The following is a 15,492-nucleotide window of genomic DNA, read 5'->3' on the forward strand; positions in this document are numbered from 1 at the left end:
ATCTTCTGAGAAATATCCTGCTTTTTTATTTGCCTTTTTGTTACGTGTCCCTTCATTTACCTATCAAAGGTTTGTGACAAGAAAAAGTGAGGTTTTTACATCTAGGCGGTTAGCTTCAGGTATCGAGCCTTCGCAACCAGTTGCAACTGGATCTGCCCCTCCTTTTATTTTTCTCTAAGCTGATTTTCCGACGTTTAATTGCTTTTCATGATCTCTTTATCCCACGGTCTGTTCATAACAGGAAGATGCACAGGTCGCTATAAAATCCGAAACATGTTGGTTGAAAAGATCCTTCTTCTCGATGTTACTTAAGTGTCCAGTGTTTTCCAAAAGGACGGTTTGTGAGTGCCTAATAAAAGATTTCATAAGATATATGTTAGAGGAAGGCGTTACTTTGTCATGTGTGCTTCCGATAAGAAGAACAGGTTTTCTTATAGCAGGAAGCACAGAAAAATAATTGAGCCCAATTGGAGCTTTCGCTGCTTCAATGTATGTGTCTCGAATATAAAATGCATTTCTTGCTTCCTCTTTATAAACTTTATCATATAAACCTGTCGTCACAATTTGTTCTATCAGCTCTTGGTTGCCTTTCTGAAGAAGCCTATATATATTATTGATAATACTATTGCCTAATATAGATGGTATATACGAGGTTGTGTTAGACAAAATTAACCCTTTTACCATATCAGGACGCTGCTTGTATAGTTCCTGAGCTACAATTCCACCCAATGACAATCCACAAATGAAAGCTGATGGAATATTTAGGTATTCCAATAGATTTATAATGTCCAATGCGAAGTTCTTAACAGTAAGATCTTCATTGATTACTGTTTCCCCATGACCTCTCATGTCTGGGATAATTAACCTATACCTATTTGCTAAATCATGTTGTGGCAGCCAAGCTTCCTTTTTACTGCCAAGTCCGTGGATGAGAACAACGGGATTCCCTGTACCTAGATCGTTATATGATAACATGATCAACACCTCTCTATTATATCCCCCATTGATCAAGACCTATAAACATTATTAATTGGAAAGCCCCTATATGTCTGCTGCGCTGCAGCAGCGAATAGAGGGGCTTCTTTTAAAATTAACCGGCATCGAGCCGGACAATTTCAATCCGGTGCGATCCCTAGCTGAATCCTCTTGCACCGGAAAAAGAAGCTCCGAACGCAAGAGGGATCCTTCTTTGTTCTCCTAATTTTAATCATTTGTTCATAGGGATGCTTCGCCCAGCTTAACCATCTTCCAGACACTAATTGAAATTAAAAAAAGCAAGTCTGAAAAAAACAAGAAAAAACAAAAACAAACACGCCGTCGCAAGCGTAAGTAACCATAAGGGAGAGGAAGATTAAGCCTCTTCCTTTCTCTTTTTTTCATCACTATAAAGGAAAGATATTCAGCTTAGGTGGGGGCTTTGAACCCCCATAAACTGCGTTTCAGCTGACGCAGAAACGGATATAGTAAAGGGACAGAAAGATTTTAGTGTTTTTGTTAAATTATGTATTAAAAAGGAGATGGTGATATGAGTAATCAACACGTTTCTAAGCATAAAAATGGTGGTTGGCAAGTAAAAGGTGAAGGTAACGAGAAAGCTTCTTCAATTCACGATACTCAAAATGATGCAATTACAGCTGCTAAAACAATTGCTAAGAATCAAGGAACTGGAGTTGTCATTCATGGCGCAGATGGAAAAATCCGTCAAAAAGAAAGCTATGGAAATGGATCCATATCCACCTAAAGGCTAATGAAATGAGGGATGTTTATTAAAGCGTTCTTATCAATTCAGTCGTATCTTCCCATTTGTCTTTAGTATTTTTCCGGAAGAAAAATAAGCGAGGCTGGATAGTCAAAAGGGCTATCCAGTTTTTTTGTTGAATACAATTAAGATATTTCATTACAAATAAAGTTGTTAAAAACAGCAGTCATGTTAATCCATTAAAGGGCCATTAAATTGAAGAAGTTATTTTAGTTAATGATAAAGAAATAGATAAGCCACGGCCCAGTTGGCATTGGCGTGGCTGCTCGCCCAGGCCGATTTGGTTGTGCCGATTCCCGGCACAAAACGAATTGACCGATTGAAAGAGAAGGGGGGAATTGCTCTCCTTTATCAATCGCACCTTGTATTTATCACTTTCTGGTGCTTTTTCGCCTGTTTTATGAGTTATTCAGCCATGTTCTCCACCTCCTTCTTATAAATTGATTATTTTTAAGTCCCCCTTAAAAGAAGGAAAGCTGCTCCTGTGCATCGAAAATGTTAACAAGGAATTATCCATTGTGATCAAGTTCTGCCATGGTCATGAGAACAATCGAGAAGGGGGATCTATGTGGGAGAAGGAGACGTAAGGGATCATATGTGGTGGATAGCGAGAGCTATTTTTTCTTCAACAGATCTGCAAACAGGAGCCAATATATTATTTTGTGTCATATTTGCACTGGCTGTTATTGTTTATAAGCTTGGTTTTGCAAAAAAGCTGCCAATTTTAAAATCATTGCTGATTTATTTCATCCTATTTCTTGGATGTTCGGTTTTAACATTTTTAGGTTATTTCCTCCCGATTGCAGAAGGCCTTTTTATAGCTGTTATCGTTCTTGGAATATATAAGATCAGGCTTCACCAAGCGAAAAAAGGCAGCAAAGCGGCATGAAGTCATTTCAGGACGCATTGTACAACTGGATGACTATTATCGTCGTTTCTGATCATAGACCTGATGATGCTGCTGCAAAAGAAACAGCCGATTTATTTGAGGCGGTATTACGAGAAGAGTTTCAAATATCAGAGCTATCTTATTCAAAGGAAGGGTACGAATACATCATAAATGGCCGAAGAGACGAGGAGCCTTTTACATGCAAGTTTCCAGAAGAGCTCATTGAGGTGATGATCAACCAAATAAAAGAGGAGCCCGAAAAATTTAAAAATTATCCATAAAAATGACCGCCTTCATATAGGGCGGTCATTTTTAAAAATAAATTGAACTATTATCACAAATAAAAGATGCCCGATTGGCCAGAAGAGGAAGGCGCTGAAGTCTGTTATTGAAGGAGCCTCTTTTATAGAGGGCATGCTCAGCGGAAAATAAAGCAGTGCCCCAGGAATCGTCAATAGTAATGAAATAAGCAGATACTTTTTAAAATTTTTTGCCTGTAAGAACTTCAATACCAAACTGAACAGAATCCCAATTCCGCAGCCGACGAAGAGATGGATGGCAAATTCAATCCATTCGGGCAAAGGGCAGGGGTAAATAAAATCAATGTTTAACAGCAGAATATACACTTTTAAAAAGGTAATGTTTTGAATAAGCACCAATAAGTCCAGAAAGGAAGCCCTTTACAGCAACTACCATTGATCCTCAGTTTTTTTATCGCGGTACAATCGAAAGTTGCCTGTTGAAAGCCGGACTTTCGTTCTTGCATCAATCCGGTCATGGCACTTAGGGCACATATATGTATGAATGGGTCTGTTTCTAAGCCTTTTTGCAATTAGCGTTTCATCATTGATATTTTCTATTTGATCACAAAGGACACATTTAACTCTCATTTTGACACCTCATTTATTCACTAAAAATACTTGTTAAGATAGTTGGAACCTGATACAAAAACGGGTATGATAGAATTATACTACGGCACTGGAGGTATTGGAATGGCGAACAAAGTGGAAACAAAGCTTATTGAACCATTATTCAATGCTTTTCAAAAGGAGCGGATCGTTACAATCTCAACGATCGATCATGAAACAGGGGCTCCTCATGTAACTGTGATCTCATGGGTATATGCACCAGACCATGAGCATCTTTATGCAGCGCTGGACTCACGTTCAAGAATAGTGGAAAATATAAAAAAACATCCAGCGGCTGTAATAAATGTTTTTGTCAACGAATCAGCCTACTCTGTAATTGGTCATACATACATAAAAATGGAAGCTCTTAATGGAATCCCGCTTAAACTTTCTTTAATTGAGCTTAAAATATCTGAAGTCCGTGATGTGATGTTTTATGGTTCAAGGATAAAAGTGGAACCCGCTTACGAAAAAACCTATGATGAAAAAGCTGCTGCGAAACTCGATCAGCAGGTTTTTGATGCAATGAAAAAAGCTTAGTCATGCCTGACTAAGCTTTTTGCTGTTTTTCAGACAGCAGCTGGCTGAAAAAGTAGAATGATTTTCAGAACTGGGATATTTTAAGAAAAAATGCTGAGAAGCAAATTTCAAAAACAGCCTTTCTCAAAAAATGAATGATACAGAACCTTTGAGGAGGTGGTGTCACTTTCATATTGACTGCTTCATAAAAAATAATATGGATTTACCGTTTTAGTTCTTGATTGGACTGTTTTTCCTGCTGTTTGTCCAAATCTTTTTGATCTTTCCTTGGAAGCTGGTCTTTATCACTTTGTGTAGGCTGCTTTTTTGGATTATTCAATGTGTCAGAAGGAACATCCGGCATAACTCGGCCTACTATGGCAGCCAGTTCATCAAGTATTCCTATAACTGGACGTCCCTGCTGAATCTGTTTGCCGATATCCCGGATACGCTGGGTTGTATCAGGGTCTGCCACGACAACAGCATTAGCTCCATAAGGATCGTTTTTTATACTTTCAGCTACAGCATACTTAATGGATTGAACTTTGCTTCTTTCAAGCTTGCTGTTTACATCTATTCCAACAACAGCATATCTTCCAAGCACAACAGCAGTGGCATCTTTTACATTAGGAACACGTGCAGCAAGGGATGCCAGGCGTTTGGCTGCTGATTGCCCTGTCTGTTTGCTTGCGGGAGGAAGGCTGGCAGTATTTTTAACAGTAATCGGCTGCGTTTTGCTTTCATTTGCCGATTCGCCCAGGTTTTTATCATTGTTATTTGAACACGCAGAAAGTGCACATGAAACGGCCAATATAAGAAAACCTAAATAACGATACATTTCATCACTCCTTTAGTGGCTGACTTTTAACTTTATTGTCTTAAGAACCTTCTATCTTTATTCACGGTTTCATATATTTTAGCAACGCTTCACTTGCAACATGGGACAGGGAATGAAGTCCGTTCATTCCAATCTAATGCTCCGCCCAATACATTCACAGTAGGAGGCAGAATATTGAGTAAGATTTATGTCTTAGATACAAACGTGCTGTTGCAGGATCCGAATTCCATTTACTCTTTTCAGGATAATGAAGTTGTAATTCCAGCTGTTGTACTGGAAGAGGTGGATTCAAAGAAAAGATATATGGATGAAGTGGGCCGCAATGCGAGACAAGTATCAAAGCTAATAGACAGCTTAAGGGAAATCGGCAGCCTTCATGAAAAAATTCCGCTTGAAAATGGCGGTTCTATCAGGATAGAGCTTAATCATCGTTCTTTCCATGATTTGCAGGATATATTTGTAGAAAAAACAAATGATAATAGAATATTGGCAGTGGCTAAAAATCTTTCAATTGAAGAAGCTGCAAAAGAAGCCGGACGGCCCGTAATCCTTGTCAGCAAGGATACACTGTTAAGAGTGAAAGCAGATGCGATTGGCCTGCAGGCAGAGGATTTTTTAAGCGACAGAGTAGTGGAAATTGATCACATTTATTCAGGTTTTCTCGATTTATACATAAATAGCGACAATTTAAACCGCTTTTATGAAAAGAGTGAGCTTTTATTATCTGAAATAACAAACCATCCATTTTATCCGAACCAGTTTATTGTCATGAAGGATGCATTAGGCGGTTCTGCTTCGGCAATCGGAATTGTCGATAAAACCGGAAAAAAAGTAAAAAGGCTGGTTTTTAATCAGGATCATGTTTGGGGCATTAAACCAAGAAATGTCCAGCAGTCAATGGCCATGGAGATTTTGCTGAGATCAGATATCCCTCTTGTCACACTGGTTGGAAAGGCAGGCACAGGGAAAACTTTGCTTGCTCTCGCTTCAGGGCTTTACCAAACGGAAGATTTGGGTTCTTATAAAAAGCTTCTTGTAGCCCGTCCAATCGTTCCAGTAGGGAAAGACATCGGCTACCTTCCTGGAGAAAAAGAAGAGAAGCTAAGACCTTGGATGCAGCCTATATACGATAATCTTGAATACTTATTTAATACGAAAAAGCCTGGAGAGCTGGATGCGATTTTGGCTGGTATGGGGTCCATTGAGGTTGAGGCTCTCACATATATTCGCGGAAGAAGCATCCCGGATCAGTTTATTATCATAGATGAAGCACAAAATTTAACGAAGCATGAAGTCAAAACGATTTTAACGAGGGTCGGGGACCGAAGCAAGATTGTCTTAATGGGAGATCCGGAGCAAATCGATCATCCTTATCTGGATGAATACAATAACGGCCTGACTTATGTAGTTGAAAAGTTTAAAGAACAGCAAATTGCAGGCCATGTAAGACTTGTTAAAGGAGAAAGATCAGGACTTGCTCAATTGGCTGCTGATCTGCTTTAAAGTAAGCTTGTATTCACAAAGGCTTTTTGCCGCACTGAACGATTTGCTTTCAGGCAGCTTTTCTTTAGTGATAATGGGCTGTGTAACTAAGTAATAAGGAAAATGAACAAATAAAAACCGCTGACAGATGATTGTCAGCGGTTTTCTTACATAACGTGAATTTCCAGTACATATTTTATGGGGTTGCTTTGATTCCTTCCATTTCCAAAGTAAAGATGAACGGGGCCGTCTTCCTTTAGAGGTTTGCCATTGTGGCTAAAAGCAAGTATTGCTTCATTGGCTTCTTCCAGTGTTAGTGTCGTTACTCCATCTGCTGTTAAAAAAGCAACATTTGTTGCATCATCACCAATTTCTGCATTTTCCAGAAAAGGTTTCAGCTGTATACCAAAGGTTCCGTTAAGTATTTTTTCTTTCTCAAATTTCTTCTCTGTCTTTAATGTTGGCGGGAAAATAGCACCTTCCCTTATTTCCCTGTCCCATTGAGATGAAATGGCTTTTTTATAGGCTTCCAGATGATCAGCTTCTTTGTGCTCTTTTTTAAAGTAAGCTGTTAAATCAACTTTTCTGTCATCAAAAATCCATACTCCCGGGTCAAGGGTAATTGGATATTTCACATTCCCTTTTATGAATAGAATATCTTTCATGCAACCACTCCTTACAAGACTAGTATAAGGCCTTTTTGACTGTTTGTCATGGGGGATGGCGCCTGAGTCAATCAGATAAACTGCAGCAGAAAAAAATAGAACCAGCAAATGGAAGAGAAATCACTTTTTAAAATGTCGTAAGCTGTTTGAAAACACCAGTTTTTGGCTGATAAAACAAGGCTTAAGCAATCATATAATCCTTGCTTTTTTGGATTTTTACCTTTAATATTAATAGATAGAATAAAGGTAATCGCTCGGAAACGGAGGGATTCATTTGGCTTCTGAGATTGCGATTGATCATCGGGAAAAAGCACATGCCTTATTAAAAGCTGATGCTGAAAAGATCATGAAATTAATTAAAGTTCAAATGGACAACTTGACAATGCCTCAATGTCCTCTTTATGAAGAGGTTTTAGATACACAAATGTTCGGATTATCAAGAGAAATTGATTTTGCCGTGCGGCTTGGTTTGATTCAAGAGAGAGAAGGGAAAATTCTTCTGGACAGTCTGGAACAGGAATTGTCCGCTCTCCATGAGGCTTTCACCAGGAAATAAGCAAAGTAACTCAAACTGTTTAAGTTAAAATGGTTTGGGTTTTTTTATTTTAAATGGCAATAATCCAGCTTTTTTTCAAAATCCTGCATTGTGAAACGAGAGTATCCTTGATAACATTTAAAATGAATAGCCGGACAAGCTTAAGGGTAGAGATAAAGGCAAGGATACGATGGTAAAAATGTGCTCTTCATTATAACAGTGAAGATAAAAGCAACTTGTTAGTGTAAAGCCCTCTATTTATAAAGAAAATTAAATGAAAAAAGTAGGGAAGATATGATGATCAAAAAAATCCTTAAATCGTATGATTATTCTCTCATACTGGCTATTTTTCTCCTCTGCAGTATAGGGCTTGTTATGGTATACAGCTCCAGTATGATTACAGCAGTAGCAAGGTATGATGCTCCAAGCGATTTTTTCTTTAAGAAACAGCTGCTCGCACTTTTAGGAGGCACAGTTTTGTTTTTATGCATGATGGCTTTTCCTTACAGAGCCTATCTGAATAACACTTTTTTAAAAATTGTATTCTTTGGTTCCTTTGCTGTATTGTTTGCTCTTTTTGTTTTTGGTTCAGTTGCAGGCGGAGCAAGAAGCTGGTTTAAGCTTTTTGGAATGTCCATTCAGCCGGGGGAATTTGCTAAGCTTTGCGTCATTTTCTACCTCGCAGCGATCTTTGAAAAAAAGCAGCCTTACATACATAATTTTGGAAAGGCTGTCCTGCCTCCGCTGGCTTATGCAATTGGCATATGTTTATGTGTTGTCATACAGCCTGATTTGGGGACGGCGATTATCATAGCTTTAATTGTGATTGCGATGGTCGCATGCTCAGGGATTGGAACTAAAAACATAATGAGAATTCTGATCCTTATTGGTTTATGTATTGCCATTACCTTACCATTTATCTTAATGAACTCAAGTCACATCTTTACAAAAGAGAGAGTTTCGCGTTTTACTGGTTTCGCGGATCCTTTTAAGAATGAAAAGGGTGACGGGTATCAGCTCGTAAACTCTCTTTATGCGATTGGCTCAGGCGGGGTTACTGGGCTTGGTCTTGGCAACAGCGTACAGAAATACGGTTATTTGCCTGAATCCCATACTGACTTTATTATGGCGGTTGTTTCTGAAGAACTTGGTGCTCCAGGGGTAATTGGAATATTAGCGCTGCTTGCATTTATTATCCTTAAGGGCTTTTTAATAGCCCGGAAATGCCAGGATCCTTTTGGGACCCTGCTCGCAGCAGGGATATCGAGCATGCTTGGCATTCAGGCCTTAGTGAACCTGGGCGGAATGACAGGACTTATTCCAATCACAGGGGTAACTCTGCCATTCATCAGTTATGGGGGTTCATCCATGATCCTCTTAATGATTGCGATGGGTGTTCTTGTTAATATTTCAATGTTTGCTAATTACAAAAAGAAATATGCGTCTAATGAAACGACTCCTGACAACGTAAAAAATATGCCAATTCCTAAACAAAAGCCGCTGTCCAATTAGAGAAACATTATGTTATACTAATAATAAATGTGACATACTAATCTAATTATTTTGACCTAGGGGAGGAACATAACGTTGAAAAATATCCAAAAAGTATTAGTTGCCAACAGAGGAGAAATTGCCATCAGGGTTTTCCGCGCATGTACGGAATTGAATATCCGTACAGTTGCTGTTTATTCTAAGGAAGATACAGGATCTTATCACAGGTATAAAGCTGATGAGGCCTATTTAGTAGGCGAAGGCAAAAAACCAATAGATGCTTATTTGGATATTGAAGGAATTATAGAGATTGCCAAGAACAACCATGTTGATGCGATTCACCCTGGATACGGCTTTCTATCTGAAAATCTTCAATTCGCTAAAAGGTGTGAAGAAGAAGGAATTATTTTTATAGGACCAGAATCGAAGCATTTGGATATGTTTGGAGATAAAGTAAAGGCAAGAAAACAGGCAGAGCTTGCAGAAATCCCTGTCATTCCTGGAAGTGATGGACCTGTAAATAGTGTAGATGACGTTCTTTTGTTTGCAAAGGAACATGGCTATCCTTTTATTATAAAAGCGGCACTTGGCGGCGGCGGACGCGGCATGCGGATTGTAAAAGAAGAAAGAGAATTAAATGAAGCTTATGAAAGAGCAAAATCAGAAGCCAAGGCAGCATTTGGAAGCGATCTGGTTTACGTTGAAAAGCTTATTGAAAATCCAAAGCATATTGAGGTCCAAATTCTTGGCGATAAGCACGGCAATATTGTCCACTTGTTTGAAAGGGATTGTTCCGTTCAGCGGCGCCACCAAAAAGTAGTCGAAGTAGCCCCTAGTGTTTCGCTTTCTGAATCACTTCGTCTTGAAATTTGCGAGGCTGCAGTCAAGCTTGCCAAAAATGTTGAATACTTGAACGCAGGCACAGTTGAATTTCTAGTATCACGCGAACAATTTTATTTCATAGAAGTAAATCCAAGAGTTCAAGTTGAACATACCATTACCGAAATGATTACGGGCATAGATATTGTACAATCTCAGCTCAGGATAGCAGAAGGTTCTTCCATACATAGCAAGGAAGTTGGCATACCGTTTCAGGAAGATATCCGTACAAACGGTTTTGCCATTCAATCGAGGGTAACGACAGAGGATCCTCTCAATCAATTTATGCCAGACACCGGAAGAATTATGGCCTATAGATCGGGAGGAGGATTTGGAGTAAGACTTGACGCAGGAAATGGGTTTCAGGGAGCTGTTATTACACCCTTTTATGACTCTTTGCTTGTGAAGGTTTCAACATGGGCGATAACCTTTGAACAGTCAGCAGCCAAAATGGTCAGAAACTTAAAGGAATTCCGCATAAGGGGATTAAAAACAAACATACCGTTTCTGGAAAATGTCGTAAAGCATGAAAAGTTTTTATCAGGCGAATATGATACTTCCTTCATCGATACAACGCCTGAACTCTTCATTTTTCCAATTGGCAAAGACCGGGGAACGAAAATGCTGACCTATATAGGGAATGTGACAATCAATGGTTTTCCGGGCATCGGGAAAAAACAGAAACCTTCTTTTGAAAAACCTCCTGTTCCTAAAATTAAGCTTTCAGACCCAGTTCAGAAGGGGACGAAGCAAATTCTGGAAGAAGACGGAGCGGAAGCCCTTATAAATTGGGTGAATGAACAAAAAGAAGTGCTAATTACAGATACTACATTCAGGGATGCCCATCAATCCTTATTGGCAACAAGGGTAAGAACGAAAGATTTAAAACAGATTGCAGAAGCCTCCTCAAGGCTTATGCCTAATCTATTTTCATTTGAAATGTGGGGCGGCGCCACGTTTGATGTAGCCTATCGGTTTTTGAAAGAAGATCCCTGGGACCGTTTAGTGACCCTTAGAAAACAGATTCCGAACGTCCTTTTGCAAATGCTTCTTAGGTCTTCAAATGCTGTTGGATACAAAAATTATCCTGATAACGTGATAAAGGAATTTGTTGAAAAGTCCTCTCAAGCTGGCATAGATGTATTCCGGATTTTTGACAGCCTTAATTGGGTGCAGGGAATGACCCTTGCGATTGATGCAGTCCGCACAAGCGGGAAGCTTGCAGAGGCAGCGATTTGTTATACAGGAGATATCTTAGACCCCGAACGGCGTAAATACGACCTGAACTATTATAAAAAAATGGCGAAAGAACTTGAAAATACAGGAGCTCATATTCTAGGAATTAAGGATATGGCAGGGCTTCTTAAACCACAGGCAGCCTATGATTTAATTTCAGCTTTAAAAGAAACAGTTGATATTCCGATTCACCTTCATACGCATGATACAAGCGGAAATGGCATTTATATGTATGCCAAGGCAGTTGAAGCAGGGGTAGACATTGTTGATACAGCTGTCAGTTCAATGGCAGGACTTACTTCACAGCCTGGAGCAAGCAGTCTTTATTATGCACTTACGGGAATGGAGCGTCAGCCAAAGATAAAGGCTGAGGTTCTTGAACAGCTCTCTATGTATTGGGATGCTGTCCGAAAATATTATGCTGACTTTGAGAGCGGCATGAATTCCCCTCATACAGAAGTGTATGAACATGAAATGCCGGGTGGGCAATACAGCAATCTTCAGCAGCAGGCAAAAGCAGTTGGACTGGATGGCCGCTGGAATGAAGTAAAGAAAATGTATCGCAGAGTAAACGACCTTTTTGGCGATATTGTAAAAGTTACACCTTCTTCAAAAGTTGTCGGAGACATGGCTCTTTATATGGTTCAAAATGATTTATCTGAGACTGATATACTGGAAAGAGGAGAAGAAATGGATTTTCCTGATTCAGTTATCGAATTGTTTGAAGGGTATTTAGGGCAGCCTCATGGAGGATTCCCTGAAAAGCTGCAAAACGTCATCCTAAAAGGCAAGCAAGCCATCACTGTCAGACCCGGCGAACTATTAAAGCCTGCTGACTTTGAAGCAATGGAAAAAGAGCTTTTTTCAGCATTAAACAGGCAGATTACTGACTTTGAGTTAATCACATACGCGCTTTATCCGAAAGTATTTATGGAATATTCCAAGACAGTTGAGGAATTTGGAGATATTTCAGTTCTTGATACCCCAACCTTTTTATACGGAATGACACTTGGCCAAGAGATTGAAGTTGAAATCGAAAAAGGGAAAACCCTTATAGTTAAATTGGTTTCCATTGGTGAACCGCAGTCAGACGGCACAAGAGTCATCTATTTTGAACTTAATGGCCAGTCCAGGGAGATTGTGATCAGAGATGAAAGCATTACTTCTTCAGTAGCTGTGAAAGCAAAAGCAGACAAAGCCATTCCTGGACATATTGGTGCATCAATGCCGGGGACTGTTATTAAAGTTACTGTAAAAAAAGGTGAAAAAGTACAAAAGGGCAGCCATTTGATGATCACAGAAGCAATGAAAATGGAAACGACTGTCCAGGCACCGTTTAATGGAGTTGTAAAAGAGATACATGTCTCTAATGGTGAAGGCATCCAAACAGGTGATTTGTTAATAGAGCTCGAAAAAGAATAAGCTGTCTTAAAGAAGGTCCTTTAATAGGCCTTCTTTTTTCATAGAATTTTTATTATAGGCTCTTATCGCAAGGCTGTTTTCGCAGAGATTGTTGTTTTTTGTCATTTACGGAGAACCTGAACATGCCTTTAAAGAGTTATATGAAAGCGAGACGAAGAAGTGACGAAAAGCTTAGAGGAGAATGGAATTGAAAACTTGGAACCGGCAATCCAAAACCAAATATTGATCATACCCGTACCAAGAAAAAAAGCTATAGCATTTAAAGAAGGATAAAAAAATCCGCTGGTTCTTATAACCAGCGGATTTGTCTTCAAAAAAGGATAAATTTTACAAGATAGCATTGACATCATTATTTTGCATCTGCTCTCTGCGGTTAACCTTATTCCGAGTAACAAGGAGCAGGAAGTAGGTTAAAACGCCAAAGAGACAAGCGATGATAAAACCATGTGCCATAGTAAAAAACATATTTAACTTAGTGAGAACAGAAAGAGCTCCTGTCACTGCCTGAAGGCAGACAAGCACAAATGTGATCATCCATCCATAGTAAAGAACTTTTTCATGCTTATGATGTTTTATAGCATGCCAGGCAGCAAGTGCAATCCAAATAAATAAAATTCCAGCTGCCGTCCTATGTCCCATTTGCGCCCACTGCTGAACAGTAGCAGGCAGGCCTATAGATGAATTCGTGCAAAAAGGTACGTCAGAACAGGCAAGACCTGCCCCTTTATGCCTTACAAACGCTCCTGTATATACTACGAGATAGGTGTATATGGTAAGACCGACAGCATGAAAACTCATTACCTTGTCAACAATAAGTGCTTTTGCATCATATTTTTTGTCCACTTCAAAGATCAGTAGAGTCAACAGAAGCACTGAAGCAAAAGAAATGAGTGATATGCCGAAGTGAAGGGCCTTAATAGCTGGTGACTGGCCCCAGACGACCGCTGCTGCACCTAAGAGAGCCTGGGCAATTAAAAACACGACTGAAAGGATGGAAAGAAGCTTTGTTTCCCTGACATGTCCAATTCTTCTCCAGGAAAGAACAGCCAGAATCAATACTAAGATGCCCGCAAGACTTGAGACAAAACGGTGGGCTGCTTCAATTATCAATTCTTTTGTAATGACCGTTTGCCAAATGGATCCGTTGCATAGCGGCCATGAAGCACCGCAGCCGCGGGCTGAGCCAGTCGTTGTCACTAATGCCCCGCCCAGCAGTACAAGCAAGAGCACAATGGAGGTTGCTACACCAAGTGGCTTAAGTTGTAATTTAAATTTCAAATACGTTCACCTTCTCATTCTAAAAACAATTTAATATGATTTGATGATATTTTCAATTTTAACTAATTATTCATTCCACGATACTGATTTTAGAGAATAAAACGTTAAAAAACAATGATATGGACTCATTGTTCACAAAGGTTTTAAAAGTATAAAATAAATTTAGACAGGTTTTCTGGAGGAATTTACTATCTTATAATAGAAATAGAAAAAGGAGACAGGATCTTTTCTTTTTCGCAGGAGATTATTTCTTTCGTTTTTGTGATAGAATGATAAAGGCTTATGTATTATTTGGAAATATATTCCGGTTTATTTCATCTTTTAATATGTTCACCTTCTTGTCACAAAAGTACGTTTAATTAGAAAAACCGGATATAAAACCTTTTTTAATAAGCGGATTTTTTAGTATGATAATACATGTAGCATCCATTTATAGTTGCAGGAAATCACCTGCAAACAGAGGAATGTCTGCTCATAATGGGCAGGCAATAGGTTTGGAACGCTTTTATAATTTATTGAAGCGGTAATAGGTAAAGGAGGTATATTATGTCTAATTCGAGGGCGATGACAGATGCATCGCTAAGTGAACAACGTCCTCATGAAATAGCCAAAACCACTGCTGTAAAAGATTTTCTTGATTTGATTAAAGTAGGTATTGTCAATTCAAACTTAATTACTACATTCGCTGGTTTATGGCTAGCACTCCACTTCAACGGTCTTCGTTTTCTGGATTCATTGGACGTCGTTCTTTTCACTTTAATAGGATCAGCATTTATCATGGGCGGATCATGTGCCATTAATAACTTTTACGATCGTGACATTGATATCATAATGGAAAGAACCCGCAACCGTCCGACGGTTACTGGCAAAGTGAACGGCCAGCAGGCGCTTTGGACAGGGATCTTTTTAATTATAGTTGGGACGGCCTGCTTACTCTTAACAACTGTAACGGCTGCTGTTATTGGACTTGTAGGTGTCATTACTTATGTTTTCATCTATACTATGTGGACAAAACGCAGATATACGATTAATACAGTAGTCGGCAGCATTCCAGGAGCTGTTCCTCCGCTAATCGGATGGGCAGCAGTAAGCGGAAGCCTTAGCACAACTGCATGGGTGCTTTTCCTGATTATGTTCATTTGGCAGCCGCCTCACTTTTTTGCGCTTGCTATGAGAAGGGTTGAAGAATATCGTGCAGCTAAAATCCCTATGCTTCCGGTAGTTCATGGTTTTCAAATGACAAAACGCCAAATGATGGTTTGGTGTGCATGTCTGCTGCCGCTTCCGTTTTACTTGTTTAATTTAGGAACTGGCTTTGTGATTCTTGCGACAGTTCTTAACGCAGGATGGATTATCCTTGCATTGTCTGGAGTTAAAATGAAAGACGATTTAAAATGGGCGAAATGGATGTTTATCTACTCTCTTAATTATTTAACAATACTTTTTGTTTCTATGGTTATCTTCACGCTTTTTTAAGTGAAATATCGCGTGGCGGTTTATCCGCCGCGCATTATTAATACATATAACTGTTAAATATTCTTTTATTTAAAAGAATTTACCATAAACTAAATTATTGTAATATTCTAAGTAG

General features: G+C 39.2%; 14 protein-coding genes and 1 pseudogene. 10 read left to right on the forward strand and 5 right to left on the reverse strand.

Annotation, left to right across the window (positions count from 1 at the left end; genetic code table 11):
• Positions 1-216 precede the first annotated feature (216 nt).
• Positions 217-975, reverse strand: coding sequence for an alpha/beta fold hydrolase (locus tag ACOT8F_RS01100; RefSeq protein ID WP_421649708.1), 759 nt, complete (start codon positions 973-975; stop codon positions 217-219).
• Between the two features lie 550 nt (positions 976-1,525).
• Here ACOT8F_RS01100 and ACOT8F_RS01105 point away from each other — a divergent pair.
• The 4 genes and pseudogenes from ACOT8F_RS01105 (at position 1,526) to ACOT8F_RS01115 (ending at position 2,929) form a co-directional block, all read left to right on the forward strand.
• Complete coding sequence (locus tag ACOT8F_RS01105) at positions 1,526-1,741, forward strand: DUF2188 domain-containing protein (protein ID WP_421649709.1); 216 nt, start codon at positions 1,526-1,528, stop codon at positions 1,739-1,741.
• Between the two features lie 259 nt (positions 1,742-2,000).
• Positions 2,001-2,096 (forward strand): annotated as a pseudogene (locus ACOT8F_RS20925) (aldo/keto reductase); the annotation flags it as partial.
• Positions 2,097-2,327: 231 nt separating this feature from the next.
• On the forward strand, positions 2,328-2,648 hold the full coding sequence (locus tag ACOT8F_RS01110) for a YlaH-like family protein (protein WP_421649710.1): 321 nt from the start codon (positions 2,328-2,330) through the stop codon (positions 2,646-2,648).
• Entirely contained in the window at positions 2,645-2,929 is a 285-nt protein-coding gene (locus tag ACOT8F_RS01115) for a hypothetical protein (RefSeq protein ID WP_421649711.1), read from the forward strand. The genes ACOT8F_RS01110 and ACOT8F_RS01115 overlap by 4 nt, the downstream gene beginning before the upstream one ends.
• A gap of 408 nt (positions 2,930-3,337) precedes the next feature.
• On the opposite strand, the gene ACOT8F_RS01120 is transcribed toward ACOT8F_RS01115, so the two are convergent.
• Positions 3,338-3,538 carry a YlaI family protein gene (locus ACOT8F_RS01120; RefSeq protein ID WP_421649712.1) on the reverse strand — a complete coding sequence of 67 codons (201 nt, stop codon included), beginning with the start codon at positions 3,536-3,538 and terminating at the stop codon, positions 3,338-3,340.
• Positions 3,539-3,640: 102 nt separating this feature from the next.
• Here ACOT8F_RS01120 and ACOT8F_RS01125 point away from each other — a divergent pair, with 102 nt between their 5' ends.
• Entirely contained in the window at positions 3,641-4,096 is a 456-nt protein-coding gene (locus ACOT8F_RS01125) for a pyridoxamine 5'-phosphate oxidase family protein (protein WP_421649713.1), read from the forward strand.
• Positions 4,097-4,298: 202 nt separating this feature from the next.
• Here the strand turns inward: ACOT8F_RS01125 and ACOT8F_RS01130 are convergent, their stop codons facing one another.
• On the reverse strand, positions 4,299-4,913 hold the full coding sequence (locus ACOT8F_RS01130) for a YhcN/YlaJ family sporulation lipoprotein (protein ID WP_421649714.1): 615 nt from the start codon (positions 4,911-4,913) through the stop codon (positions 4,299-4,301).
• A 174-nt stretch (positions 4,914-5,087) separates the two neighbouring features.
• Here ACOT8F_RS01130 and ACOT8F_RS01135 point away from each other — a divergent pair, with 174 nt between their 5' ends.
• Positions 5,088-6,416 (forward strand): PhoH family protein, encoded by a 1,329-nt coding sequence (locus ACOT8F_RS01135; RefSeq protein WP_421649715.1) that lies wholly within the window; start codon positions 5,088-5,090, stop codon positions 6,414-6,416.
• Between the two features lie 146 nt (positions 6,417-6,562).
• Here ACOT8F_RS01135 and ACOT8F_RS01140 read toward each other — a convergent pair whose 3' ends face one another.
• Positions 6,563-7,060 carry a peptidyl-prolyl cis-trans isomerase gene (locus tag ACOT8F_RS01140; RefSeq protein ID WP_421649716.1) on the reverse strand — a complete coding sequence of 166 codons (498 nt, stop codon included), beginning with the start codon at positions 7,058-7,060 and terminating at the stop codon, positions 6,563-6,565.
• 274 nt (positions 7,061-7,334) lie between these two features.
• On the opposite strand from ACOT8F_RS01140, the gene ACOT8F_RS01145 reads away from it, so the two are divergent.
• The 3 genes from ACOT8F_RS01145 (at position 7,335) to pyc (ending at position 12,623) form a co-directional block, all read left to right on the forward strand.
• The gene (locus ACOT8F_RS01145; protein ID WP_421649717.1) at positions 7,335-7,616 is read left to right on the forward strand and encodes an Fpa/YlaN family protein; all 282 of its coding nucleotides are present in this window, start codon (positions 7,335-7,337) and stop codon (positions 7,614-7,616) included.
• 276 nt (positions 7,617-7,892) lie between these two features.
• Positions 7,893-9,107, forward strand: coding sequence for an FtsW/RodA/SpoVE family cell cycle protein (locus ACOT8F_RS01150; protein WP_421650019.1), 1,215 nt, complete (start codon positions 7,893-7,895; stop codon positions 9,105-9,107).
• Between the two features lie 75 nt (positions 9,108-9,182).
• Positions 9,183-12,623, forward strand: a complete 3,441-nt coding sequence (pyc, locus tag ACOT8F_RS01155) for a pyruvate carboxylase (protein WP_421649718.1) — start codon at positions 9,183-9,185, stop codon at positions 12,621-12,623.
• A 327-nt stretch (positions 12,624-12,950) separates the two neighbouring features.
• Here the strand turns inward: pyc and ACOT8F_RS01160 are convergent, their stop codons facing one another.
• The gene (locus ACOT8F_RS01160) at positions 12,951-13,901 is read right to left on the reverse strand and encodes a COX15/CtaA family protein (RefSeq protein ID WP_421649719.1); all 951 of its coding nucleotides are present in this window, start codon (positions 13,899-13,901) and stop codon (positions 12,951-12,953) included.
• Between the two features lie 546 nt (positions 13,902-14,447).
• On the opposite strand from ACOT8F_RS01160, the gene cyoE reads away from it, so the two are divergent.
• A complete protein-coding gene (cyoE, locus tag ACOT8F_RS01165; protein WP_421649720.1) occupies positions 14,448-15,377 on the forward strand; it encodes a heme o synthase in 930 nt (309 codons plus the stop codon).
• The last annotated feature ends 115 nt before the right edge of the window (positions 15,378-15,492 follow it).

It is taken from the genome of Chryseobacillus diguaensis, from assembly GCF_049220665.1.
Classification (GTDB): Bacteria; Bacillota; Bacilli; order Bacillales; family Bacillaceae; genus Metabacillus_B.

Coding starts and splice junctions, on each gene's coding strand:
- cyoE (WP_421649720.1), top strand. CDS start 14,448: ATGTCTAATTCGAGGGCGATGACAGATGCATCGCTAAGTGAACAACGT.
- ACOT8F_RS01150 (WP_421650019.1), top strand. CDS start 7,893: ATGATCAAAAAAATCCTTAAATCGTATGATTATTCTCTCATACTGGCT.
- ACOT8F_RS01125 (WP_421649713.1), top strand. CDS start 3,641: ATGGCGAACAAAGTGGAAACAAAGCTTATTGAACCATTATTCAATGCT.
- ACOT8F_RS01140 (WP_421649716.1), bottom strand. CDS start 7,060: ATGAAAGATATTCTATTCATAAAAGGGAATGTGAAATATCCAATTACC.
- ACOT8F_RS01115 (WP_421649711.1), top strand. CDS start 2,645: ATGAAGTCATTTCAGGACGCATTGTACAACTGGATGACTATTATCGTC.
- ACOT8F_RS01120 (WP_421649712.1), bottom strand. CDS start 3,538: ATGAGAGTTAAATGTGTCCTTTGTGATCAAATAGAAAATATCAATGAT.
- ACOT8F_RS01130 (WP_421649714.1), bottom strand. CDS start 4,913: ATGTATCGTTATTTAGGTTTTCTTATATTGGCCGTTTCATGTGCACTT.
- ACOT8F_RS01105 (WP_421649709.1), top strand. CDS start 1,526: ATGAGTAATCAACACGTTTCTAAGCATAAAAATGGTGGTTGGCAAGTA.
- ACOT8F_RS01100 (WP_421649708.1), bottom strand. CDS start 975: ATGTTATCATATAACGATCTAGGTACAGGGAATCCCGTTGTTCTCATC.